The following is a 23,209-nucleotide window of genomic DNA, read 5'->3' as shown; positions in this document are numbered from 1 at the left end:
AATCGCGACAGGATGTGAAGCCTGTTTCGGGCCGGCCTCCTCGACGGTCGTCGGCCCGTGCGCTCGGCGCTGCCCTATGAAGGGCAATCCCAGGAAACGTGCGCTGCGGCCGTCCGGGAATTGCCTGAAAACAACTGCTTAGCAGCGCGGCGGCAAATCGTCTGACGATCGGGAAAGCGGCTTTGGAACAGAGCAAACCCATCAAGTTTCGTGAGGACGAGCGCAGCCTGCTGTTGCGCCTGCTGCTTCAGGTCGCAAGCGCGCGTGAGCCCGAGATCGCCGCGGTCCTGAACGGACGCAGGTCACTCGTCTCGCTGGCTCCCGAGCAGCGCATCCCGGCGCTCCAGGCGAGCGGCGTGTGGTTCCAGTTGCTGACCATTGTCGACGAGTTGCTTGCCATGCGGGCGCGGCGCGAGCTTGAGCAAGGCGCGGGCGCCGACGAAGTGCCTGGGTCGTTCGCCAGCGTGATTGCCGAGATGGCGGCGAACGGCCACTCGGCGGCGGAAGCCCAGGCGGCGCTCGACGAACTTTGCGTCGGCCCGACCATGACCGCGCATCCGACGGAGGCCAAACGCGTCACGGTGCTGGAAATCCACCGCCGCATCTATCGCAAGCTGACCGAGCTCGATCAGCCGCGCTGGGCGCCGCGCGAACGCGATCTCCTGGTCGCCGACTTGGAAAGCGAGATCGAGCTTTTGTGGATGACCGGCGAGTTGCGGCTGGAGCGGCCGACGGTCGAGCGCGAGATCGCCTGGGGACTGCATTTCTTCCGCGAAGTCATCTTCGAGGCAACGCCACAGCTCTATGGCAAGCTTCAGAGCGCCTGCGAGCGCCACTATCCGGGAGAGCCGATCCGAATTCCTTCCTTCATGCGCTATGCCTCCTGGATCGGTGGCGACCGCGACGGCAATCCGAATGTGACAGCCGAAGTCACCGCCTACGCCATGGCCGAATACCGCAACACCGCCATAGGCTGGTATCTGGCGCAGTTGCAGCGGCTGGTGTCGGTGCTCAGCGCCAGCACGAACGTCATCGAGCTGCCGGCCGGCTTCAGGCCGGTGCTGCAGACAGCGCTGGATAAGAGTGGAGAGGCGCAAGAGATAGCCGCCCGCAACCCTGACGAACCGCTGCGCCAGTTCGCTTCGGCCCTGCTGGCCCGGCTGGTCGCCACGCGTGACGGCGGCAAGGCGGCCTACCCCTCGGCGGAGGCGTTTCGCGCCGATCTCAACGCCCTCTCATCAGTCCTCGAAGCGATCGGCGGCCGCGCGGTCGCCAGGCGTTTCGTCCAGCCGCTCATTTGGCAGGTCGGAAGCTTCGGCTTCCGCACCGTCTCGCTCGACATCCGGCAGAACTCCACGGTCGTCAACCGCGTGCTGGCCGAGCTGTTTGCGCTGATAGACGCCGCCGATCCGATCGCCGCCGGCACGCCGCAATGGTCGGCGCGCATCCGCGCGGCGCTCAGCCAGGGCGAGCGGCTGGAGATCGAGGCAAGCCAAATCTCGCCGGAGGCAGGTGAACTGCTGTCGACATTCGCTGTCATCCGCGAACAAATATCCAGCGCGGATGCCGATGCGGTCGGCTCTTTCGTCCTCAGCATGACCCGCTCGGCCGACGATCTGCTCGCGGTCTATCTGCTGGCGCAATATTGCGGGCTCTCCACCGCGCCCGGCGGCGACGGCACGATCAGGCTGCGGATCGTGCCGTTGTTCGAGACCATCGCCGACCTGCAGGCAGCCCCTGCCATCCTGAACGAACTGCTCGGCGTCTCGCTGGTGCGGCGCACGGTGCGCGATTTCGGCGCGCGCCAGGAAATCATGCTCGGCTATTCGGATTCCAACAAGGACGGCGGCTTCCTGGCTTCCAATTGGGAACTGGCAAAGGCGCAGAAGCGCCTCGCCGCGATCGGGCGCAAGCACAAGGTCAGGATCGGTTTCTTTCACGGCCGCGGCGGCTCCGTCAGCCGGGGCGGCGCGCCGACCGGCCGCGCGATCGCGGCGCAGCCGCAGGGCACCGTAGCCGGATCCATGCGGGTGACCGAGCAGGGCGAGGTCGTTTCGTCGAAATTCGCCAATCGCGGCACCGGCCTCAACCAGCTTGAGGTTCTCGCCGCCGCCGTGCTAGCGCACGGGATCCGATCGCCCGGCGATGCCAGGCAAAAGGAATCGCCGGAGTTCGACGAAGCGCTGGAAGCGCTCGCCGGCATGTCGCAGGCGTCCTATGCCGGATTGATGGCCGAGCCGGGCTTCCTGGATTATTTCAATCAGGCGAGCCCGGTTGCCGAACTGGCGCTCTTGAAAATGGGCTCACGGCCGGATCGCCGTTTCGGCGCCAGCGGCATTGCCGACCTGCGCGCCATTCCATGGGTGTTCGCCTGGAGCCAGAACCGACATCTCTTGACCGGCTGGTACGGCATCGGCAGCGCGCTGAGCGCGTTCGTCACGGTGCGCGGCGAGGCCGGGCGCGAGCTTCTGACCCGCATGTTCGAGCACTCGCGCTTTTTCCGCCTGATCGTCGACGAGGCCGAAAAGACGCTCTACCAGTCCGACATGGAGATTGCACGGCTCTATGCCGACCTGGTGTCCGACAGCGATGCGGCGGCAAGAATCCACGCCCGCATCGCGGCCGAATACGAGCTGACGCGACGCCTGATCGGCGACCTTACGGGAGGCGACCTTTCCGCGCGCTTTCCGATGTTCAAAAGGCGTTTCGACAATCTGCGCCGGCAGATGCACGACATCCACCGGCTGCAGGTCAATCTGCTGCGCGAAGTTCGGGCAGGCACAGGCGCAGATCAAAGGCGGGCGACCGACGCCCTGCTCGTCTCGATCAACTGCATCTCGGCCGGTCTGGGGTGGACGGGATAGGCTCGGTTTGCCCGTTGCCGGAATCACCTCGCGTCAAGCATCAGCGGCGGTGCGGTCTCATGGCCCGCCGCCGCTTCACTTTGGTCTACCGCCGGGAGCGACGAGAACGATCGCTCGCCGATGCCAAATTCGACAGGCTTTTGGGGAGAATGGTGCGGTCGAGAAGACTCGAACTTCCACGGGTTGCCCCACAGCGACCTCAACGCTGCGCGTCTACCAATTCCGCCACGACCGCACGTGGTAGGAGCCGGAACCGACCGGCCCGGGGCCTGTAGCAAATCGTTTCCGGCGAAACAAGTGCGCCGAGCGGAATATTCGCGAATGCGTATCGCCCACAAGTGCGCAGAGGTTTTGGGAGGACGACGTGCATCAGGCAAAGCGGCTGGCACAAGCCTCCGCGGCTCGGCTTCACACTGGCGGAACTGGACGTTTTGGCCGATTGCCGCCATATGAGAGGAGCATCGAGAAAGTTCCATGACAGAACGCAGCCAGATCGCCACGTCGTTCCTTCCTTTGCCTGGTTCGGCGCCGGTGGAATGGGTGATCGAGCCTGGCCTGACCTCTTATCCGGACGCGCTGGCCTTCATGGAAGCGCGCGCCGAGGCGATCCGCAGCGGTGCTGCCGGCGAGATGGTCTGGCTGGTCGAGCATCCGCCGCTCTACACCGCCGGCACCAGCGCGCGAATCAATGACCTGATCGATCCCAACCGGTTTCCAGTTTTTGCCGCCGGGCGCGGCGGCGAATATACCTATCACGGTCCTGGCCAGCGCGTGGCCTATGTGATGCTCGACCTGAAGCGCCGGCGCGAGGATGTGCGCGCCTTCGTCGCGGCGCTCGAGCAATGGATCATCGCCACGCTCGCCGCCTTCAACGTGCGCGGCGAGCGGCGCGAGGACCGCGTCGGCGTCTGGGTGGTGCGGCCGGACCGGCCCGCCCTGCCGGACGGCACGCCCGCCGAAGACAAGATCGCGGCCATCGGCATCCGGCTGCGGCGCTGGGTGAGCTTCCACGGCATCGCCATCAATGTCGAGCCGGACCTCGGCCATTTCAGCGGCATCGTGCCCTGCGGCGTCTCGGATCATGGCGTGACCAGCCTCGTCGATCTTGGCCTCCCCGTCACCATGGCCGACCTCGACCTCGCGCTGAAAGCTGCGTTCGAGGATGTGTTCGGACCTGCCGCCGTTCCGGCTGTAGAGCCTGCTCGCAAGGCTAGCTAAGCCGCTCCGCCTAGGGTGTGTCGATATTCAGGTCAGGCCGAGTCGAAAATGGCGGGTTCCGAGAACCGGAGCGGAGCGTACTTTTCGTACGTGAGCACCGGAAGCGCAGGAAGCCGCCATTTGCAGACCGGCCTCACCTGAATATCGACACACCCTACATGAGCTGCGCCGAGGCCCACAGCATGCCGTAGCCATGGATGACAAAGACGGCGAGCAGCGCGCCGGCCATGGCCAGCTGGTCGAAGGGCCGGATCGGCTTCAGCTCATGGCGCGGCTTGACGCCGCTGCCCACTGTGATCAGGCTCAGCATCGCGAATACCGCGCCGGCGATCAGCAGGAAGCTCGGCGAGAAACCAGCCCGCCAGCCGAGCGACAGAAGCGCCAAGAGCAGCAGGAAGGACGCCAGCGCAAGTGCGGCCGGCCCCGGGCAGATCTGGCGCAGCACTTGGCCGCCGTCGAATTTCCACACCGGCACCAGATTGGCGATGTTGAACAGCGACGCGCAGCCGGCAAGCGTGGCCAAAAGCATGGCGGCCAACCGATGTCCTTCGCCATTGGCGAAGCCGCTGGCGGCGATCAGCACCGGCACCAGGAAGGCGGAGAAGCCGGCGCCCATAAGCGCCACGAAGGCGACCTCGAAGCGGCTGTCATAGGGCCTGCCGCCGATGGCGATGCCGCCCAGCAGCGGAATGAAGATCATCCGCGCGCGGCGATGCCCCGTCAGGCGGAAGGCGGCCATATGGCCAAGCTCGTGCAGGGCGACCACCGAGGTGAGGATCGCCGCCAGCGCCAGGCCGCCAAGATTGAGCCCGAAGAACGGCCACAGGATCAGGGCCGAAAGCACGGCGAAGCCGACCTGGCTCAGCGGATGCTCGAACCAGCCGCCCCTGCGATAAGTGCCCGTCGCCGCCCAGACGTCGAGCTTGCGCAATTCGCGACGCGTGGCGAAGAAGCGGAAGATCAGGAACGCGACACCGCGATAGCGATCGGTCTGGCTGAGCGTCACCCGCGTGGCATCACCTTCCGGTACGAGCTCGGCGGTCTCGCGATAGTTCGCCCAGAACGAGGGATCGAGCGCCGTGTCCTCGAGGACCGTCATCGAGAAGCAGCTTCCCTCCACCACATCCTCGAGCCGCGCCTTGCGGTCGATCGGCCGGCCGTCCCGTCCTTCCCACGAGAGCCGGATCAGCGCCGTCCCTTCGCTATCCAGGGGCTCGGCGGCAAGGATTTCGCCCGACCAGCCGGCGTCGCCGCCGAACGGCCACAGCGCCTGCCAAAGGCAATTGCGGTCGGCCTTGATCACGCGGCTGACCGTCACCGTGCGCAGTCCGAGCGGCACGGTCATCAAAAGAAAGATCAGTCCGAGATTGCCGGCCACGAGCGTGACCGTGACGATGACCGACACTGCCTTGGCTCCCTGTCTTGAGGGAGCAGCCTAGCGGCGACGCGGCCAAGAAAGGCTTAACAGCGGGCGGGCTCTTGTCCGTCCCGCGGGTGGGCTCTTGCCCGTTCCAGGTGGTCTCCCCATCCCGACATGGGCGGGCTCCTGCCCGCCCCAACGACGGGCAGTCATCTGCCCGTCCCGTACGGCGGCGAAACCGCCTGATCACATGGCGCCGATCCAGATCGCCATGGAAACGAGAAAGGTGCTCATGCAAACCAGTGAAATGACGTCCTGAACAAGATCGCTCATAACTCTCTCCTGTTGTTGCTTTGTTCGTAATTTGTTCTAATTTTGTTCGAATGTCAACGACCGTCGGAGGCGTGCCAGATTGATTTCGGGCGATCCGTTTGGGCAGGGTTAAGGAAAGGTTGAGGGCCTTGCTCCGCGGGCACACCGCAGCCGTTTGCGATTAGCCAACACGCCGATGGCTTCGTCATTCTAGGGCGGAGCAAGGAGCGAAGCGACGCGCGCAGACCCTAGAATCCATTCCGTGAGATTGATGCTTCGCTACGGTGCGGAACAAGGCTTCTAAAAGCCCCTCTGCCCCCTCTGCGGCGTCGCATTCTTCGGCAGAGGTAACGGAATGGATCCTAGGGTCTTCGCTCCGCTTCGCGGAGCTTCGCCCTAGGATGACGACATTGGCCTAGAGCGGCACCACCTTCCCCTCGGCCAACGTCACGCGCCGGTCCATGCGCGAGGCCAGCTCGTGGTTATGGGTGGCGATCAGCGCCGCGAGGCCCGACTGCCTGACCAGCGCCTCCAGCGCATCGAACACATAGGAGGCGGTGACCGGATCGAGATTGCCGGTCGGCTCGTCGGCCAGGAGCACCAGCGGCGCGTTGGCAACGGCGCGGGCAATGGCGACGCGCTGCTGCTCGCCGCCGGAAAGCTCGGCCGGCCGGTGCTGCGCGCGCTTGCCGATCTGCATATAGTCGAGGAGCTGCGCCGCCCGCTCGGATGCTTCCTTGCGGCCGAGCCCCTTGATCAGCTGCGGCATCATGATGTTCTCGAGCGCGGAGAACTCCGGCAGCAAATGATGGAATTGATAGACGAAGCCGACGTCGTTGCGGCGGATCGCGGTGCGCTCCTCGTCCGACAGCCGTCCGCACGCACGGCCGGCGAGGATCACATCGCCCGCATCGGGCCGCTCCAATAGCCCCGCCGTGTGCAAAAGGGTGGACTTGCCGGTGCCCGACGGCGCCACCAGCGCCACCATCTCGCCGCGCCTGAGCGAAAAGTCGGCGCCGTTCAAAATGGTGAGCTTGCGCGGCCCTTGGACGTAGTGCCGCTCGACGCCCTTCAACTCGATAATGGCCTCGGCCATCATTCGTACCTCAAGGCTTCGACGGGATCGAGCCGGGCGGCCCGCCAGGCCGGGAACACCGTCGCGAGGAACGACAGGCCAAGCGCCATGATGACGACATAGGTCGTCTCGCGCGGATCCATCTTCGCCGGCAGCTGGCTGAGGAAATAGAGCTCGGGATTGAACAGGATCCTGCCGGTCATCCAGGAGAAGAACTGGCGGATCGATTCGATGTTGAGGCAGATGACGACGCCGAGCAGCACGCCGGCGATCGTGCCGGTGACGCCGATCGCCGCGCCCGTCATCAGGAAGATGCGCAGGATCGCGCCGCGCGAGGCGCCCATCGTGCGCAGGATGGCGATGTCGTGGCCCTTGTCCTTCACCAGCATGATGAGGCCGGAAATGATGTTGAGCGCCGCCACCAGCACGATCAGCGTGAGAATCATGAACATGACGTTGCGCTCGACCTGCAGCGCCGAGAAGAAGGTCTCGTTGCGCTGGCGCCAGTCGACGAGGTCAACCGGCCGCTGCGTCGCCTGCTCGACCAGCGGCTTCAGCGCGTCGACATTGTCGGGATTGTCGACATAGATCTCGATGGTCTGGGCTCGCCCGTCCATGTTGAAATAGAGCTGCGCTTCCGAGAACGGCATGTAGACGATCGAGCTGTCATATTCCGACATGCCGACCTCGAAGATCGCCGCCACCTTGTAGCCCTTCATGCGCGGCGTGGTGCCGAGCGGCGTCACATCGCCGTCCGGCGAGATCAGCGTGATGGTGTCGCCGAGCACTAGCCCGAGGCTTTCGGCCATGCGCTTGCCGATCGCCACGCCGTCGCCGGTGTCGAAGCCGTCGAGCGTGCCCTGCTTGATGTTGCTGGCGACGATCGAAATCTTGCCGAGGTCCTCGCCGCGGATGCCGCGTACCAGGGCGCCCGTGCCGCCGCCGACATTGCCTTGCGCCAGGACCTGGCCGTCGATCAGCGGGATGGCGTATTTGACGCCCGAAACACCGTTGATGCGGCTCGCCACCTGGGCGTAGTCCTCCAGCGGCGAATCGAGCGGCTGCACGATGAGATGGCCGTTGACGCCGAGGATGCGGGTCAGCAATTCGGCGCGGAAACCGTTCATCACGGCCATGACGACGATCAACGTCGCGACTCCGAGCATGATGCCGAGAAAGGAGATCGAGGCGATGACCGAGATCACCGTCTCCTTGCGGCGCGATCGCAGATAGCGCCACGCCACCATGCGCTCGAAGCCGGAGAAAGCGCCCGCCGCTGACCTGGCCGCTGCCGCCGCCTCGTTCATGCGGCGATACCCAGGCGTTTCTTGGCTTCGGCGATCGGCAGCGTCTCGCGCTCGCCCGACCTGCGGTTCTTGATCTCGACCTCGCCGGCGGCCACGCCGCGCGGGCCGACGATCACCTGCCACGGCAGGCCGATCAGATCGGCGGTGGCGAACTTGCCGCCCGGCCGCTGGTCGGTATCGTCATAAAGCACGTCCTTGCCCGCCGAAGTCAGCGCCGTGTAGAGCTCGGCGCAGACGCGGTCGCATTCGCCATCGCCGACCTTCATGTTGATCAGGCCGATATCGAAGGGCGCCACCGCTTCCGGCCAGATGATGCCGTTCTCGTCATGGCTGGCCTCGATGATCGCCGCGACCAGGCGCGACGGACCGATGCCATAGGAGCCGCCCGAGGCGTAATGGTCCTTGCCGTCGGGGCCGGTCACCTTGGCGTTCATCGGCTTGGAGTATTTCTCGCCGAAGTGGAAGATATGGCCGACCTCGATGCCGCGCGCCGAGACCTGCTCGCTTGGCGGAACGTTCGCCCAGGCCGCCTCGTCATGCATCTCGTCGGTGGCGGCATAAGGCGTCGTCCACTTCTTCACGATATCGCCGATCTCGGCGTCGTTGGAGAAGTTGGTGCCGGCGCCCGGCACGTCGAGCGTCAGATAAGCGCGGTCGCAGAACACCTGGCTCTCACCGGTCTCGGCCAGGATGATGAACTCATGGCTGAGATCGCCGCCGATCGGACCGGTGTCGGCGCGCATCGGAATGGCCTGCAGGCCCATACGTGTAAACGTCCTGAGGTAAGAGACGAACATGCGGTTGTAGGCGGCCTTGGCGCCCTCGAAATCGAGGTCGAAGGAATAGGCGTCCTTCATCAGGAACTCTCTGCTGCGCATGACGCCGAAGCGAGGGCGCACCTCGTCGCGGAACTTCCATTGGATGTGGTAGAGGTTGAGCGGCAGGTCCTTGTAGGACTTCACATAGGCGCGAAAAATCTCGGTGACCATCTCTTCGTTCGTCGGCCCGTAGAGCATGTCGCGGTCCTGGCGGTCCTTGATGCGCAGCATCTCCTTGCCGTAGTCGTTGTAACGGCCGCTTTCGCGCCAAAGATCCGCCGACTGGATGGTCGGCATCAAGATTTCCAGCGCGCCGGCGCGGTTCTGTTCCTCGCGGATGATCTGGCAGACTTTGTCCAGCACGCGCTTGCCGAGCGGTAGCCACGAAAAGCTGCCCTGCCCCTGCTGGCGGATCATGCCTGCGCGCAGCATCAGCCGATGCGAGACGATCTCGGCCTCGCGGGGATTTTCTTTGAGAATGGGCAGGAAATAGCGCGACAAACGCATGGACTGGTCCGTGAGTGAAAATGGCGGCGCGGGGAATCGGCGCAACCGAGGCTGCTTGCCCGGGCTTCATAGCCATTTCATGGCCGAATGGAAACCCGAGTGCCCCAAAGTATCGGGCCTTCTGCACCTTACCAAAAAGGCGATTTTGGCTGCAAAGTGCCGCAAATGGCTATTTGATCGATTCACAAGCAAGCCCTGCCGCACTATTGTGCAGTGCAGCACGATATTGCCTGTTTCGAGGCAAAATTCTTCGTGACATTTTCACCTGCCTTGGTCTAGTGTGCGCCGATAACCGAGAGGGCGGAGAAAAATCTGCTCTCCTACGCGGTCAAAGTCTTGGGAGGATGCGATCTAGGCGCGGTAACTCGCTGCCGCCGGACACCGGAAACGGATCGGACGCGTTTAAATTGCAAGGCCTTGTGCCTTGCATTTTTTTTGTGCAATCATCTGCTTAGCGCGATCATCTGCCAAACAGCGTCAGCCATGGTTAGCCGTCGAATTCGGAAGCCGGCTTCCGAATTCAACCTTGGCGCGCGTATGCTGCTTAATACTTGCGGAGACTGTATCTTCAGCGTCAGTGATGGGCATTCGGACTAAAGTCCGGCATGATCCGCATGATATCGTCGAAGCTGAATCCCAGGCCCATCGTCAGGCCGTAGAGAATGCCCATCACGACCACCGTCACGATCGTCGCGCGGGCGAAGGCGCGCAGCATGTGCGGGCCGCGCGGTGCGCTGGAAACGGTGCCAAGCGTGACATCCTGGTCGTCGTCCTGGGTGCGCAGGCTGAACGGCAGAACGACGAACAGCACCAGCCACCAGGTGACGAAGAACAGCGCGGCGAACAGGATCCAGTTCATGCCTGCTCCAGTTCGACCAGCGTGCCGAAGAAATCCTTGGGATGCAGGAACAGCACCGGCTTGCCATGCGCGCCGATCTTCGGATTGCCGTCGCCAAGCACACGCGCGCCGCTTTGCTTCAAATGATCGCGAGCGGCCAGGATATCGTCCACCTCATAGCAGACGTGATGCATGCCGCCCGAAGGGTTCTTCTCGAGGAACGCGGCGATGGGCGATGCCTCGCCCAGTGGTTCCAGCAACTCGATCTTGGTGTTGCCGACGTCGATGAACGCCACGCTCACACCATGCTCCGGCAGCGCCTGCGGCTCGCCCACGCGCGCGCCCAGCGTATCGCGATAGGCGGCCATTGCCGCGGCCAGATCCGGCACGGCAAGCGCGACATGGTTCAGGCGTCCAAGCATAAAGCGCTCCGCTTTTAGGGGAGTAAGGGAGTAGGGCAGTAAGGGAGTAGGGAAAAAATCTCGGCGTATACAAATCTATCGCCCTTTCCCTACTGCCCTACTGCCTTACTCCCCTACTCCCTTGTTCGTCACCGCGTGACGAACACCGTCACCAGCGGCTTCTTGCCCCAGGCTTCGTTGGCGGCGCCGCGCACTGCGCGGCGCACCGCCTCCTGCACCAGGTCGAGGTCTTTTCGGCGCTGACGCGGAATGGAGTCCACCGCGCCGATTGCCGCATCGAGCATCAGATCCTCCAGCGTCTCGCCGCGGGCATCCGCTTCGGCGACGCCGATCGCCACCAGGTCGGGGTCGCCGGCAAGCTCATATTTGTCGTCGAGCACGACATTGACCGCGACATGCCCGGCGAATGAAAGCTTGCGGCGGTCGCGTATGCCCATCGCCTGGTCGGTGCCGATCAGCGAGCCATCCTTGTAGAGCCGCCCGAACGGCACCTGGTCGATGATCGTCGCCGGCCCTGGCCAGAGCCTCAGCATGTCGCCGTCGCGCACCTGCGCCACCTGGCCGATGCCCGACATCGACATCAGCGAGCCCTGCGCCACCAGATGGGCCGCCTCGCCATGCACGGGAACGCCGATCTGCGGCCGCACCCATTCATACATTTTGCGCAATTCGCTGCGGCGCGGGTGGCCGGAGACATGCACCAGCGCATCGCCGTCCTCGATGATCTTCATGCCGAGATCAATCAGCCGGTTCTTGATCTCGAGAATTCCCTTTTCGTTGCCGGGAATGGTGCGCGAGGAAAACACCACCGTGTCGCCGGCCGTCAGCGCCACCGACTTCATCTCGTCGCGTGAAAGCTTTGCCAGCGCCGCCAGCGGCTCGCCCTGGCTGCCGGTGCAGATGATCACCAGGTTCTCGCGCGGGATATAGCCATAGTCCTCCTCGGCGATGAACTCCGGCAGCCCGTCCATGTAGCCGAGCTCGCCCGCCACATCGATAACGCGCTTCAGCGATCGGCCGAGCACAAGGCATTGCCGGCCGGCATCGCGTGCCGCCTTGGCGATCGAGACGATACGCCCGACATTGGAGGAGAAGGTCGTGACCGCGACGCGCCCCTTCGCGCTCTCAATGACGCCCTTGAGGCCTTCCCCGACAGCGACTTCCGACGGCGACTCCCCTTCCCTCAGCGCGTTGGTGGAATCGCAGATCAGCGCCAGCACGCCCTTGTCGCCATAGGCGCGGAAGCGTGCCTCGTCGGTCTTCGGGCCGATCGTCGGCGCCGGGTCTATCTTCCAGTCGCCGGTGTGGATGACGATCCCGGCGGGCGTGGTGATCGCCAGCGACATCGGCTCGGGAATCGAATGCGCCACGGGAATGGCCTCGATCTCGAAAGGTCCGATGGTGAATTTCTCGCCGGCCCGGTAGATCGACGCCGGGATCTTCGGCGCGCCCTGCTCGCCCTGTCGCTTGGCCTCGAGCAGCCCGGCGGTGAACGGCGTCATCCAGACCGGGACTTTAAGCTTCGGCCAGATATCGAGCAGCGCCCCGTAATGATCCTCATGCGCATGGGTGATGACGATGCCGCGTAGGCCGTCGATATTCTCCTCGATGAAGCGCGTATCGGGCAGGATGAGATCAACGCCGGGATGTGCCGAGTCCGGAAAGGTGACGCCGACATCGACGATGATCCATTCGCGCGCGTCGGCAGGCCCATAGCCGTAAAGGGCGAAGTTCATGCCGATCTCGCCGACGCCGCCCAGCGGCGCGAAGACGAGCTCGGCGTTTTCCTTATTCGCCATCAATTCTTTCCTTCCTGGCCGCTTTGGCCAAGCCGTTGGCGCAAACCCGGGAAAAGCGTGTCACGGCTTTCCGTACGGAATTGCACAAAAACAAAATTATACCCGGGCCGAGGCGACCGCGCCGAAATGCACGTCGCCGGCCGCGATCGTCAAAACCGATCCCTCATCGTCGCGGATCACGAAACGGCAGTCCTCGTCAATGGTTTCGAAGACGCCGCGCACCACATTGCCGTCAATTCTGACAGCAACCTCACCGCCGAGCCCTGCCGCGCGGGCAAGCCAGCGCTTTCTGATGGCATCGAGCCCGCGCCCGTCATCCCACAGCCTGGCATTCTCGCTCCAGGCATCCGAAAGCGCCAGGAACAGCGTTTCGGCATCGCAAGTGGCGCCCAGCGCCCGCAGCGACGTCGCCGGATAAGGCAAATCTTCGGGGTAAGCCACGACATTGACGCCGATGCCGATAGCGACGGCAAAGCGGCCGCCCTCGAGCATCGCCGATTCCAACAGGATGCCGGCAAGCTTGGCGCCCGAAGCCAGCACGTCATTCGGCCATTTCAATTCGAAGCGGTTGCGGCCCCGGCTTGCGCCATCCAAGGCGACGGCGATCCGGCCCTTCGGCACGACGGCGTCGAGCGCGTCGGCCAGCGCCAGCCCGGCGACGAAGCCGAGCGTCGCGGCCAGCCGAAGCTCGCCGCCGGGAACCAGGAGCAGCGTCGCCGCGAGATTGCCCTCCGGCGTCGCCCAGGCACGGCCACGCCGGCCGCGGCCGCTCTCCTGCTTCTTCGAAACGACCCAGAGTTTGCCGGGATCGCCAGCGCGCGCGTGTTCCAGCGCCAGCGCATTGGTCGAGCCGACGCTGTCATGCGCCTCGAGCCGGAACCCCTCTGACGCCGCGGTTGGAGCCAGCCGAAATGCCATCCCGTCAGAAGAAGGTCTTGGCGGCGGCTTCGGCATAGCTGCCGATCGGCCCGCCGATCAGCACGTAGAACAGCACGAAGGCGCCGCTGGCGCCGAGCACGAGGCGCAGCTCGCTGGCCATCGGCACGAAGCCGCCGACCGGCTCGTCGAACCACATGATCTTGATGATGCGCAGGTAATAATAGGCGCCCACCACCGAGGCCAGCACGCCGATGATCGCCAGCGCGTAGAGATGCGCGTTGATGGCGGCGAGGAACACGTACCACTTCCCCCAGAAGCCGGCGAGCGGCGGAATGCCGGCCAGCGAGAACATCAGGACGGTGAGGATGGTGGCCATGATCGGATTGGTCGAGGCGAGACCGGAAAGATCGCTGATCTGCTCGACATTGCCTTCCTTGCGCCGCATGGCCAGGATGAAGGCAAAGGTGCCGAGCGTCATCACCAGATAGATCAGCATGTAGATGGCGACGCCGCGCACGCCGGCCTGGCTGTTGGCGGCAAGGCCGACCAGCGCATAGCCCATATGGCCGATCGAGGAATAGGCCATCAGGCGCTTGATGTTGGTCTGGCCGATGGCCGCGAAGGCGCCAAGCGCCATCGAAGCGATCGAGATGAAGACGACGATCTGCTGCCAGTCCGAGGCGATCGGCTTGAAGGCGCCCATGGTGACGCGCACGATCAGCGCCATCGCCGCCATCTTCGGGGCGGCTGCCAGGAACGCGGTGATCGGCGTCGGCGCCCCCTCATAGACATCCGGCGTCCACATATGGAACGGCACGGCCGAGATCTTGAAGGCGAGGCCTGCCAACACGAACACCAGGCCGAAGACGAGGCCGAGCTGGCGCTCGCCGCTGCCAAGAGCCGTCGCGATTTCCTGGAAGCCGGTATTGCCGGTGTAGCCGTAAACGAGGCTGATGCCGTAGAGCAGCATGCCCGACGACAGCGCGCCGAGGACGAAGTATTTCAGGCCGGCTTCGGTCGAGCGCAGATTGTCGCGGTTGATCGCCGCCAGCACATAGATCGCCAGCGACTGCAGCTCGAGCCCGAGATAGAGCCCGATCATGCCGTTGGCCGAAATCATCAACATCATGCCGAGCGTGCAGAGCAACACCAGAACCGGGAATTCGAACTTGTCGAAATGCTCCTGGCGCGCAAAGCGCATCGACATGACCAGCGTCACCGCCGATCCGATCAGCGCCAGCATCTTCATGAAGGCGCTGAAGGCATCCTGCACGAAGGCGCCGCCATAAGCAGCGCCTTGCGTGCCGGAGAAGCCAAGCCACAGTCCGGCCACCACCAGCACGAGGACGGCCAGGCCGGTCACGGTCATGGTGTTGTTGGAGCGCGAATAGGCCCCGATCATCAGGAGCGCCAGCGCGCCCACGGCGAGGATCAGTTCCGGCGTCGAGAGCGAAAAGCTGGAGAGAAGGTCCGGCGTCATGGTCTATTCCCCAGTCAGTTCGCCGCCGCGGTCTGCGCGGAATTGATGGATGCGGTGACGTTGGTGACGAGCGTCTTGACCGACTGGGCCGTCGCGTCGAACACCGGCGCCGGGTAGACGCCGAAGAAGATGACCAGCACCACCAGCGGGTAGACGATCGCCTTCTCGCGCGGCGAAAGGTCGAGCAGGTTTTTCAGGCTGTCCTTGCTCAGCGCGCCGAAGATCACCCGGCGATAGAGCCACAGTGCGTAGGCCGCCGACAGGATGACGCCGGTGGCGGCGAAGAACGCCACCCAGGTGTTGACCTTGAACACGCCGAGCATGGTCAGGAACTCGCCGATGAAGCCGCTGGTGCCGGGAAGGCCGACATTGGCCATGGTGAAGATCATGAACACGGTGGCGTATTTCGGCATGTTGTTGACCAGGCCGCCATAGGCGTCGATCTCGCGCGTATGCATACGGTCGTAGATGACGCCGACGCACAGGAACAGCGCGCCCGAGACGAGGCCGTGGCTGAGCATCTGGAAGATCGCGCCCTGCACGCCTTCCTGGTTCATAGCGAAGATGCCCATGGTGACGAAGCCCATATGGGCGACCGACGAATAGGCGATCAGCTTCTTCATGTCCTCCTGCATCAGCGCCACCAGCGAGGTGTAGATGATGGCCACGACAGAGAGCGTGAACACCAGCGGCGCGAACATCGCGGACGCTTCCGGGAACATCGGCAGCGAGAAGCGCAGGAAGCCATACCCGCCCATCTTCAGGAGGATGCCCGCCAGGATGACGGAGCCCGCGGTCGGCGCCTCGACATGCGCGTCCGGCAGCCAGGTATGCACCGGCCACATCGGCATCTTCACCGCGAAGGAGGCGAAGAAGGCGAGCCACAGCCAAGTCTGCATGTTGGCCGGGAAATTATGCGTCAGAAGCGTCGGAATGTCGGTGGTGCCCGACTGGAAGAACATCGCCATGATGGCGAGCAGCATCAGCACCGAGCCGGCGAGCGTGTAGAGGAAGAACTTGAACGAGGCATAGACGCGCCGCTTGCCGCCCCAGACGCCGATGATGATGAACATCGGAATCAGGCCAGCCTCGAAGAAGACGTAGAACAGCACGATGTCGAGCGCGCAGAACACGCCGATCATCAGCGTCTCGAGGATCAGGAAGGCGATCATATAGGCCTTGACCCGCTTCTCGATCGCATCCCAGGAGGCCAGTATGCAAAGCGGCATCAGGAAGGTGGTCAGGATGACGAACAGCATCGAGATGCCGTCGACGCCCATGTGGTAGGAAATGCCCGAATCCAGCCAGGCGTGCTTCTCGACGAACTGGAAGCCGGCCTGCGAATTGTCGAAGCCCGTCCAGATGAACAGCGAGATCACGAAGGTGAACGCCGTCGTGATGAAGGCGATGGCGCGGATGTTGCGGCGCGCGTTTTCGCTGTCGTCGCTGATGAATAGGATGAGCAGAACACCAACCAGCGGCAGGAAGGTGACCAGCGAGAGGATTGGCCAGTCGGTCATCAGAGCATCATCCAGGTGACGAGAGCGGCCACGCCGATCAGCATGGCGAAGGCATAGTGATAGAGATAGCCGGTCTGCAGCTTGACGACCCTGTTGGTGACGTCGACGACGCGCGCCGAGATGCCGTCGGGGCCGAGGCCGTCGATGACGGCGCCGTCTCCGGTCTTCCACAGGAACCTGCCGAGGCGCTTCGCCGGCCGCACGAACAGGAAGTCGTAGAGCTCGTCGAAATACCACTTGTTGAGCAGGAACGCATAAAGCAGGCGATGATTGGCGGCGACGCTTCGGGGAAGTTCCGGCGAGCGGATATAGAATTTCCAGGCCACCGCGAGGCCGATCAGCATGGCGACGAACGGGGCGAGCTCTACCCAGAGCGGCAATTCGTGGATCTCATGCAGGATGTGGTTTTCCGGCAGCGTGAACAGCGAAGCCTTCCAGAATTCGGCGTAACCCTCGCCGATGAAGGCGCCGTGGAAGATGATACCGGCAAACAGCGCGCCGGCGGCCAGCACATAGAGCGGCACCAGCATCACCGGCGGCGATTCGTGGACATGGTGCATGACCTCGTGGCTGGCGCGCGGCTCGCCGTGGAAGGTCATGAAGATCAGCCGCCAGGAATAGAAGCTGGTGAAGCAGGCGGCGACCACCAGCAGGATAAAGGCGAAGCCGGCGACCGCATTGTGGCTGGCGAAGGAGGTCGCGATGATGGCGTCCTTGGAGAAGAAGCCGGCGGTGCCGATCACCGTTGCCGGAATGCCGACGCCGGTCAGCGCCAGCGTGCCGACGATCATCATCCAGTAGGTCGCCGGGATGAGCCTGCGCAGGCCGCCCATCTTGCGCATGTCCTGCTCGTCGGATACGGCATGGATGACCGAGCCGGAGCCGAGGAACAGCAGCGCCTTGAAGAAGGCGTGCGTGAAAAGGTGGAAGATCGCCGCGCCATAAGCGCCGACGCCTAGCGCCACGAACATGTAGCCGAGCTGCGAGCAGGTCGAATAGGCGATGACGCGCTTGATGTCGTTCTGGACGAGGCCGACGGTCGCCGCGAAGAAGGCGGTGAATGCGCCGATGAAAGTGACGACGGTCAGCGCCGAATGCGACAGCTCGAACAGCGGCGAAAGCCTCGCCAGCATGAACACGCCGGCGGTCACCATGGTCGCCGCGTGGATGAGCGCGGAGACCGGCGTCGGGCCTTCCATCGCGTCCGGCAGCCAAGTGTGCAGCGGCACCTGCGCCGACTTGCCCATGGCGCCCATGAAGAGCAGCAGGCAGACCACCGTCAGCGCCGTCTGTTTGTCGAGCGCTTGGCCGAGGAAAGTGAGCATGGCAGCACCCGCCGGCGCGCCTTCGGCCGGCAGGAAGGATGCGGCATTGGCGAACACGGTACTCAGATTGACCGAGCCGAACAGCACGAACACGCCGAAGATGCCGAGCGCGAAGCCGAAGTCGCCGACGCGGTTGACGACGAAAGCCTTGATGGCGGCGGCATTGGCCGACGGCTTCTTGTACCAGAAGCCGATCAGCAGATACGAGGCGAGACCGACGCCCTCCCAGCCGAAGAACATCTGGATGAGGTTGTCGGCCGTCACCAGCATCAGCATCGCGAAGGTGAACAGCGACAGATAGGCGAAGAAACGCGGCCGGTTCGGATCGTAGTGCATGTAGCCGATCGAGTAGATATGGACCAGCGCCGACACGGTGTTGACGACGACCAGCATAACCACCGTCAGCGTGTCGATCCTGAGCGCCCAGGAGGCGTCGATGCCGCCCGACTGGATCCAGCGCAGCACCGGCACGGTGAACACTTCGCCATGGCCGAAGCCGACGGTGAAGAAGGCAACCCACGACAGCACCGCCGCGATCACCAGGAAGCCGGAGGTGATGTATTCGGAAGCCTTGGCGCCGAGCGAATTGCCGAACAGGCCGACAATCAGGAAGCCGAGCAGCGGAAGGAAGACGATAGCCTGATACATGATGGTTCCCGTCAACCCTTCATCGCGCTCACGTCTTCGACCGCGATCGAGCCGCGGTTGCGGAAGAAGACGACAAGAATGGCAAGTCCGATCGCGGCTTCAGCGGCTGCGACCGTCAGCACGAACAGGGCAAAGACCTGTCCGACAAGGTCATGCAGCGCCGCCGAGAAAGCGACGAAGTTGATGTTGACCGCAAGCAGGATGAGCTCGATCGACATCAGGATGACGATGATGTTGCGGCGGTTCAGGAAGATGCCGAACACGCCGAGCGTGAACAGGATCGCCGATACCGTCAGGTAGTGTGCAATGCCGACGACCATCTCAGATGCCCTCGCCCGATTTGACCTTGCGGATTTCTATGCCCGTCGCCGGCGTGCGGGCGACCTGCGCGGCGATCGACTGCCGCTTGACGCCTTCCTTATGGCGCAGCGTCAAGACGATGGCGCCGATCATGGCGACCAGCAGCACAAGGCCGGAAATCTGGAAATAATAGAGGTAGTCCGTGTAGAGGATGTCGCCGAGCGCCGCCGTGTTGGAGCGCGTGGCGAGATCCGGCGTCGCCTTGGCGACCGTCGAGGCGAGCTGCGGCGCAAATGTGTAGCCGCCGAGCACGACGATCAGCTCCGCCGCCAGGATCAGCCCGACCAGCGCGCCGATCGGCGCGTATTGCAGCGCGCCCTCTTTCATCTCGGCGAAGTCGACGTCGAGCATCATGACGACGAACAGGAACAGCACCATAACCGCGCCGACATAGACGACCAGCAGGATCATCGCCAGGAACTCGGCGCCGGTCAGCATGAACAGACCCGCGGCGTTGAAGAAGGTGAGGATCAGGAAGAGCACCGAATGCACGGGGTTGCGCGACGAAATGACCATGAAGGCCGACGCCACGGCGATAAAGGCGAAGAGGTAGAAAAAGGCCGCCTCTAGTCCACTCAGCATGGGTTCCCCCGGGTTCCAAATTCCGACTCCGACCCGCCTCCGGTTCGAAACCGCGTGTTCCTTAGACGGACGACGTTGCGCCGTCCACTTTCTTGTTCTTTCTCCCCGTTTACAGGGAGAAGGTGGCCCGAAGGGCCGGATGAGGGGTACGCCAAGTTTCCAGAAGCTGGCGCGGCCCCTCATCTGCCTGCCGGCGTCTTCTCCCCGTAAACGGGGAGAAGCACGCTAATCACCTATACGGCGCATCCAGCGCGATGTTGCGCGCCAGCTCCCGCTCCCAGCGATCGCCGTTCGCGAGCAGCTTTTCCTTGTTGTAGTAGAGCTCCTCGCGCGTCTCGGTCGCGAATTCGAAATTGGGCCCTTCGACGATGGCGTCGACCGGGCAGGCTTCCTGGCAGAAGCCGCAATAGATGCACTTCACCATGTCGATGTCGTAGCGCACGGTGCGGCGCGTGCCGTCATTGCGGCGCGGGCCGGCCTCGATGGTGATGGCCTGCGCCGGACAGATCGCCTCGCAAAGCTTGCAGGCGATGCAGCGTTCCTCGCCGTTCGGATAGCGGCGCAGCGCATGCTCGCCGCGGAAGCGTGGGCTGATCGGCCCCTTCTCATGCGGATAGTTGATCGTTTCCTTCGGCGCGAAGAATTGGCGCATCGACAGGAAGAAGGCGCTGACGAAATCCTTCAGCAGCAGCGATTTTGCGGCCTGGGCCAGAGCGGACATCACGCAAACCCCGTGATCTTGAGGAAGGCCGCGGTGGCCACGACCATGAACAGCGAAATCGGCAGGAACACCTTCCAGCCCAGCCGCATCAGCTGGTCGTAGCGGTAGCGCGGCACAAAAGCCTTCACCATCGAGAACATGAAGAACATCAGGCAGATCTTCAGCACGAACCAGATCACCCCAGGTATCCAGGTGAAGGGCGCGAAGTTGAACGGCGGCAGCCAGCCGCCGAGGAACAGGATGGTCGCCAGCGCGCACATCAGCACGACGGCGACATACTCGCCGAGGAAGAACAGCAGGAACGGCGTCGACGAATATTCGACCATGTGGCCGGCGACGAGTTCCGATTCCGCTTCCACCAGGTCGAAGGGCGGGCGGTTCGTCTCGGCAAGCGCGGAAATGAAGAACACCACGAACATCGGCAACAGCGACAGCCAGTGCCAGTCGAGGAAGGTGTTGGGCAGGCCGAGCCGCGTGCCGAGACCGTCCTGCTGCGACATGACGATGTCGGAGAGGTTGAGCGAGCCGACGGTGAGCAGCACGGTGACGATGACGAAGCCGATCGAGACTTCGTAGGACACCATCTGCGCGGCCGAGCGCAGCGCGCCGAGGAACGGGTACTTCGAGTTTGATGCCCAGCCGCCCATGATCACGCCATAGACCTCGAGCGAGGAGATGGCGAAAACATAAAGGATGCCGACATTGATGTTGGCGATCGCCCAGCCCTCATTGACCGGAATGACCGCCCAGGCCGAAATCGCCAGCACCGCCGAGACCAGCGGCGCCAGAAGGAACACGCCCTTGTTGGCGCCCGACGGGATCACCGGCTCTTTGAAGACGAATTTCAGAAGGTCGGCAAAGGCCTGCAGCGTTCCCCACGGACCGACGACGTTCGGCCCGCGCCGCAATTGCACCGCCGCCCAGATCTTGCGGTCGGCATAAAGCAGATAGGCGACGCCGATCAGAAGCACGACGATCAGCACGACCGACTTCAACAGGATCAGCAGCGTCGGCAGCACATAGAAGGAAAAGAAGGTGTCCATGCTTATTCCGCCGCCTGCTTGAAGCCGCTCTTGGCCAGCGCCGAGCATTCGGCCATCACGGCCGACGCCCGCGCGATCGGGTTGGTCAGATAAAAGTCCTTCACCGGCGAGGTGAAGGTTCCCTTGTTAAGCCGGCCGCCAAGCTTCGCCACCTTGGCGATGTCGTCGCCGCTGCCCGCCTGCACCTGATCGATGCGAGCGAGATGCGGGAATTCGCCATAGAGCTTGGCACGCAGCTGCGCTAGCGAATCGAAGGGCAGCTTCTTGCCGAGCACGTCGGAGAGCGCCCGCAGGATCGCCCAGTCCTCGCGCGCCTCGCCAGGGGCGAAGCCGGCGCGGTTGGTCTGCTGCACGCGGCCTTCCGTGTTGACATAGGTGCCCGACTTCTCGGTGTAGGCCGCGGCCGGCAGGATGACATTGGCGCGGTGCGCGCCGGCATCGCCATGCGTGCCGATATAGACGACGAATGCGCCGCCGGTCTTGGCCATGTCGATCTCGTCGGCGCCGAGCAGGAAGAGCACATCGGTCTCGCCCAGTATGCCGGCGACGTTCTTGCCGCCCTCGCCCGGCACGAAGCCGACATCGAGGCCGCCGACTCTTGCCGCTGCGTTGTGCAGCACCGCAAAGCCGTTCCACTCGGCCGTGACCGCGTTGACGGCGGCCGCGAGCCTGGCTGCCTGGCCGAGCACCGCTGCGCCGTCGGTGCGCGCCAGCGCGCCCTGGCCCACGATGATCAGCGGATGCGTGGCCTTGCTCAGCACCTCGAAGAACCTGCCGTTGCCGTCGGCAAGGTCCTTGAGCGATTCCGGGCCGGCGCCGATCAGCTCATAGTCGTAGCGTGTGTCGCCGATCTCGCCGATGACGCCGACCGGCAGATTGCCGACGCGCCAGCGCTTGCGGATGCGAGCGTTGAGCACCGAGGCCTCGAAGCGCGGATTGGCGCCGATGATCAGCACCGTATCGGCCTGCTCGATGCCTTCGATGGTCGGGTTGAAGATATAGCTGGCGCGGCCGAGCGACGGATCGAGCGCTGCGCCATCCTGGCGGCAGTCGATGTTCTTCGAGCCGAGCGCGGCCATCAGCAGCTTCAGCGCGTAGATTTCCTCGACCGCGGCGAGATCGCCGGCGATGGCGCCGATCCGCTCGGGCGCGGTCTTTGCAACCTCGTCCTTGATCGCGGCGAAGGCTTCCCCCCAGCTTGCCGAAACGAGCCTGCCATTCTTGCGCACGTAAGGGCGGTCTAGGCGCTGCGTGCGCAGGCCGTCCCAGATGAAGCGGGTCTTGTCGGAGATCCACTCCTCGTTCACCGCCTCGTTGACGCGCGGCAGGATGCGCATCACCTCGCGACCGCGGCTGTCGACGCGGATCGCCGAGCCGACTGCGTCCATGACGTCGATCGATTCCGTCTTGGTCAGTTCCCACGGCCGCGCCTGGAAGGCGAACGGCTTCGAGGTCAGTGCGCCGACCGGGCACAGATCGATGACGTTGCCCTGCAGCTCCGACGTCATCGCCTGTTCGAGGTAGGTGGTGATCTCGGCATCCTCGCCGCGGCCGATCAGGCCGAGCTCGGAAATGCCAGCGACCTCGGTGGTGAAGCGGACGCAGCGCGTGCAATGGATGCAGCGGTTCATCACCGTCTTGACCAGCGGGCCTATATACTTGTCCTCGACCGCGCGCTTGTTCTCATGATAGCGCGAGGAATCGACGCCGAAGGCCATCGCCTGGTCCTGCAGGTCGCATTCGCCGCCCTGGTCGCAGATCGGGCAATCGAGCGGATGATTGATCAACAGGAATTCCATCACGCCTTCGCGGGCCTTCTTGACCATCGGCGTGTTGGTGAAGATTTCCGGCGGCTCGCCGTTCGGGCCGGGACGCAGGTCGCGCACGCCCATGGCACAGGAGGCCTGCGGCTTGGGCGGACCGCCCTTCACCTCGATAAGGCACATGCGGCAATTGCCGGCGATCGACAGCCGCTCGTGGAAGCAGAAGCGCGGCACTTCCGCGCCGGCGTCCTCGGCCGCCTGCAGCAGCGTGTAATGGTCGGGTACCGTGATCTCTTTCCCGTCGACCTTTAGCTTTGCCATTCGCCTCAAACCTCTGCGGATGTCCCGCAATCTATCCTTCCGGGCGC

General features: G+C 63.9%; 18 protein-coding genes and 1 tRNA gene. 2 read left to right on the top strand and 17 right to left on the bottom strand.

What is annotated here, in order from left to right; genetic code table 11:
* Positions 1–182: 182 nt before the first annotated feature.
* Positions 183–2,864, top strand: a complete 2,682-nt coding sequence (locus CK219_RS00690) for a phosphoenolpyruvate carboxylase (protein ID WP_095764878.1) — start codon at positions 183–185, stop codon at positions 2,862–2,864.
* Positions 2,865–3,014: 150 nt separating this feature from the next.
* Here the strand turns inward: CK219_RS00690 and CK219_RS00685 are convergent.
* Positions 3,015–3,099: transfer RNA gene (locus tag CK219_RS00685), tRNA-Leu, on the bottom strand.
* A gap of 239 nt (positions 3,100–3,338) precedes the next feature.
* On the opposite strand from CK219_RS00685, the gene lipB reads away from it, so the two are divergent.
* Positions 3,339–4,082: a lipoyl(octanoyl) transferase LipB gene (gene lipB / locus CK219_RS00680; RefSeq protein ID WP_095764877.1), complete on the top strand. Its 744-nt coding sequence runs from the start codon at positions 3,339–3,341 to the stop codon at positions 4,080–4,082.
* Positions 4,083–4,236: 154 nt separating this feature from the next.
* Here the strand turns inward: lipB and CK219_RS00675 are convergent, their stop codons facing one another.
* The 16 genes from CK219_RS00675 to nuoG form a co-directional block, all read right to left on the bottom strand.
* A complete protein-coding gene (locus CK219_RS00675; RefSeq protein WP_095764876.1) occupies positions 4,237–5,487 on the bottom strand; it encodes a site-2 protease family protein in 1,251 nt (416 codons plus the stop codon).
* Positions 5,488–6,169: 682 nt separating this feature from the next.
* The gene (locus CK219_RS00670; RefSeq protein WP_176476897.1) at positions 6,170–6,853 is read right to left on the bottom strand and encodes an ABC transporter ATP-binding protein; all 684 of its coding nucleotides are present in this window, start codon (positions 6,851–6,853) and stop codon (positions 6,170–6,172) included.
* Positions 6,850–8,136, bottom strand: coding sequence for a lipoprotein-releasing ABC transporter permease subunit (locus CK219_RS00665; RefSeq protein ID WP_095764875.1), 1,287 nt, complete (start codon positions 8,134–8,136; stop codon positions 6,850–6,852). The genes CK219_RS00670 and CK219_RS00665 overlap by 4 nt, the downstream gene beginning before the upstream one ends.
* The gene (proS, locus tag CK219_RS00660; RefSeq protein ID WP_095764874.1) at positions 8,133–9,461 is read right to left on the bottom strand and encodes a proline--tRNA ligase; all 1,329 of its coding nucleotides are present in this window, start codon (positions 9,459–9,461) and stop codon (positions 8,133–8,135) included. The genes CK219_RS00665 and proS overlap by 4 nt, the downstream gene beginning before the upstream one ends.
* 574 nt (positions 9,462–10,035) lie before the next feature.
* A complete protein-coding gene (locus CK219_RS00655; RefSeq protein WP_095764873.1) occupies positions 10,036–10,320 on the bottom strand; it encodes a DUF1467 family protein in 285 nt (94 codons plus the stop codon).
* Positions 10,317–10,721, bottom strand: coding sequence for a methylmalonyl-CoA epimerase (gene mce, locus CK219_RS00650; protein ID WP_095764872.1), 405 nt, complete (start codon positions 10,719–10,721; stop codon positions 10,317–10,319). Before mce ends, CK219_RS00655 begins: the two co-directional genes overlap by 4 nt.
* Before the next feature lie 128 nt (positions 10,722–10,849).
* Positions 10,850–12,520, bottom strand: coding sequence for a ribonuclease J (locus tag CK219_RS00645; protein WP_095764871.1), 1,671 nt, complete (start codon positions 12,518–12,520; stop codon positions 10,850–10,852).
* 96 nt (positions 12,521–12,616) lie between these two features.
* Complete coding sequence (locus CK219_RS00640; protein ID WP_095764870.1) at positions 12,617–13,438, bottom strand: biotin--[acetyl-CoA-carboxylase] ligase; 822 nt, start codon at positions 13,436–13,438, stop codon at positions 12,617–12,619.
* Positions 13,439–13,442: 4 nt separating this feature from the next.
* The gene (nuoN, locus tag CK219_RS00635; protein ID WP_095764869.1) at positions 13,443–14,879 is read right to left on the bottom strand and encodes an NADH-quinone oxidoreductase subunit NuoN; all 1,437 of its coding nucleotides are present in this window, start codon (positions 14,877–14,879) and stop codon (positions 13,443–13,445) included.
* A gap of 14 nt (positions 14,880–14,893) precedes the next feature.
* Complete coding sequence (locus tag CK219_RS00630) at positions 14,894–16,399, bottom strand: NADH-quinone oxidoreductase subunit M (protein ID WP_095764868.1); 1,506 nt, start codon at positions 16,397–16,399, stop codon at positions 14,894–14,896.
* The gene (gene nuoL, locus CK219_RS00625; protein ID WP_095765537.1) at positions 16,399–18,372 is read right to left on the bottom strand and encodes an NADH-quinone oxidoreductase subunit L; all 1,974 of its coding nucleotides are present in this window, start codon (positions 18,370–18,372) and stop codon (positions 16,399–16,401) included. The genes CK219_RS00630 and nuoL overlap by 1 nt, the downstream gene beginning before the upstream one ends.
* Positions 18,373–18,383: 11 nt before the next feature.
* Complete coding sequence (gene nuoK / locus CK219_RS00620; RefSeq protein WP_027168992.1) at positions 18,384–18,692, bottom strand: NADH-quinone oxidoreductase subunit NuoK; 309 nt, start codon at positions 18,690–18,692, stop codon at positions 18,384–18,386.
* Position 18,693: 1 nt separating this feature from the next.
* Complete coding sequence (locus CK219_RS00615; RefSeq protein ID WP_095764867.1) at positions 18,694–19,314, bottom strand: NADH-quinone oxidoreductase subunit J; 621 nt, start codon at positions 19,312–19,314, stop codon at positions 18,694–18,696.
* A gap of 229 nt (positions 19,315–19,543) precedes the next feature.
* Positions 19,544–20,035 (bottom strand): NADH-quinone oxidoreductase subunit NuoI, encoded by a 492-nt coding sequence (gene nuoI, locus CK219_RS00610; RefSeq protein WP_095764866.1) that lies wholly within the window; start codon positions 20,033–20,035, stop codon positions 19,544–19,546.
* A complete protein-coding gene (gene nuoH, locus CK219_RS00605; protein ID WP_095764865.1) occupies positions 20,035–21,078 on the bottom strand; it encodes an NADH-quinone oxidoreductase subunit NuoH in 1,044 nt (347 codons plus the stop codon). Before nuoH ends, nuoI begins: the two co-directional genes overlap by 1 nt.
* A gap of 2 nt (positions 21,079–21,080) precedes the next feature.
* Positions 21,081–23,162: an NADH-quinone oxidoreductase subunit NuoG gene (nuoG, locus tag CK219_RS00600; RefSeq protein ID WP_095764864.1), complete on the bottom strand. Its 2,082-nt coding sequence runs from the start codon at positions 23,160–23,162 to the stop codon at positions 21,081–21,083.
* Positions 23,163–23,209 lie beyond the last annotated feature (47 nt).

The sequence above is a fragment of the Mesorhizobium sp. WSM4313 genome (assembly GCF_002294725.1).
In the GTDB taxonomy this organism is placed as follows: Bacteria; Pseudomonadota; Alphaproteobacteria; order Rhizobiales; family Rhizobiaceae; genus Mesorhizobium.
The sequence above is the reverse complement of the archived record's forward strand: the minus strand, read 5'-3'. Positions and strand labels throughout refer to the sequence as shown.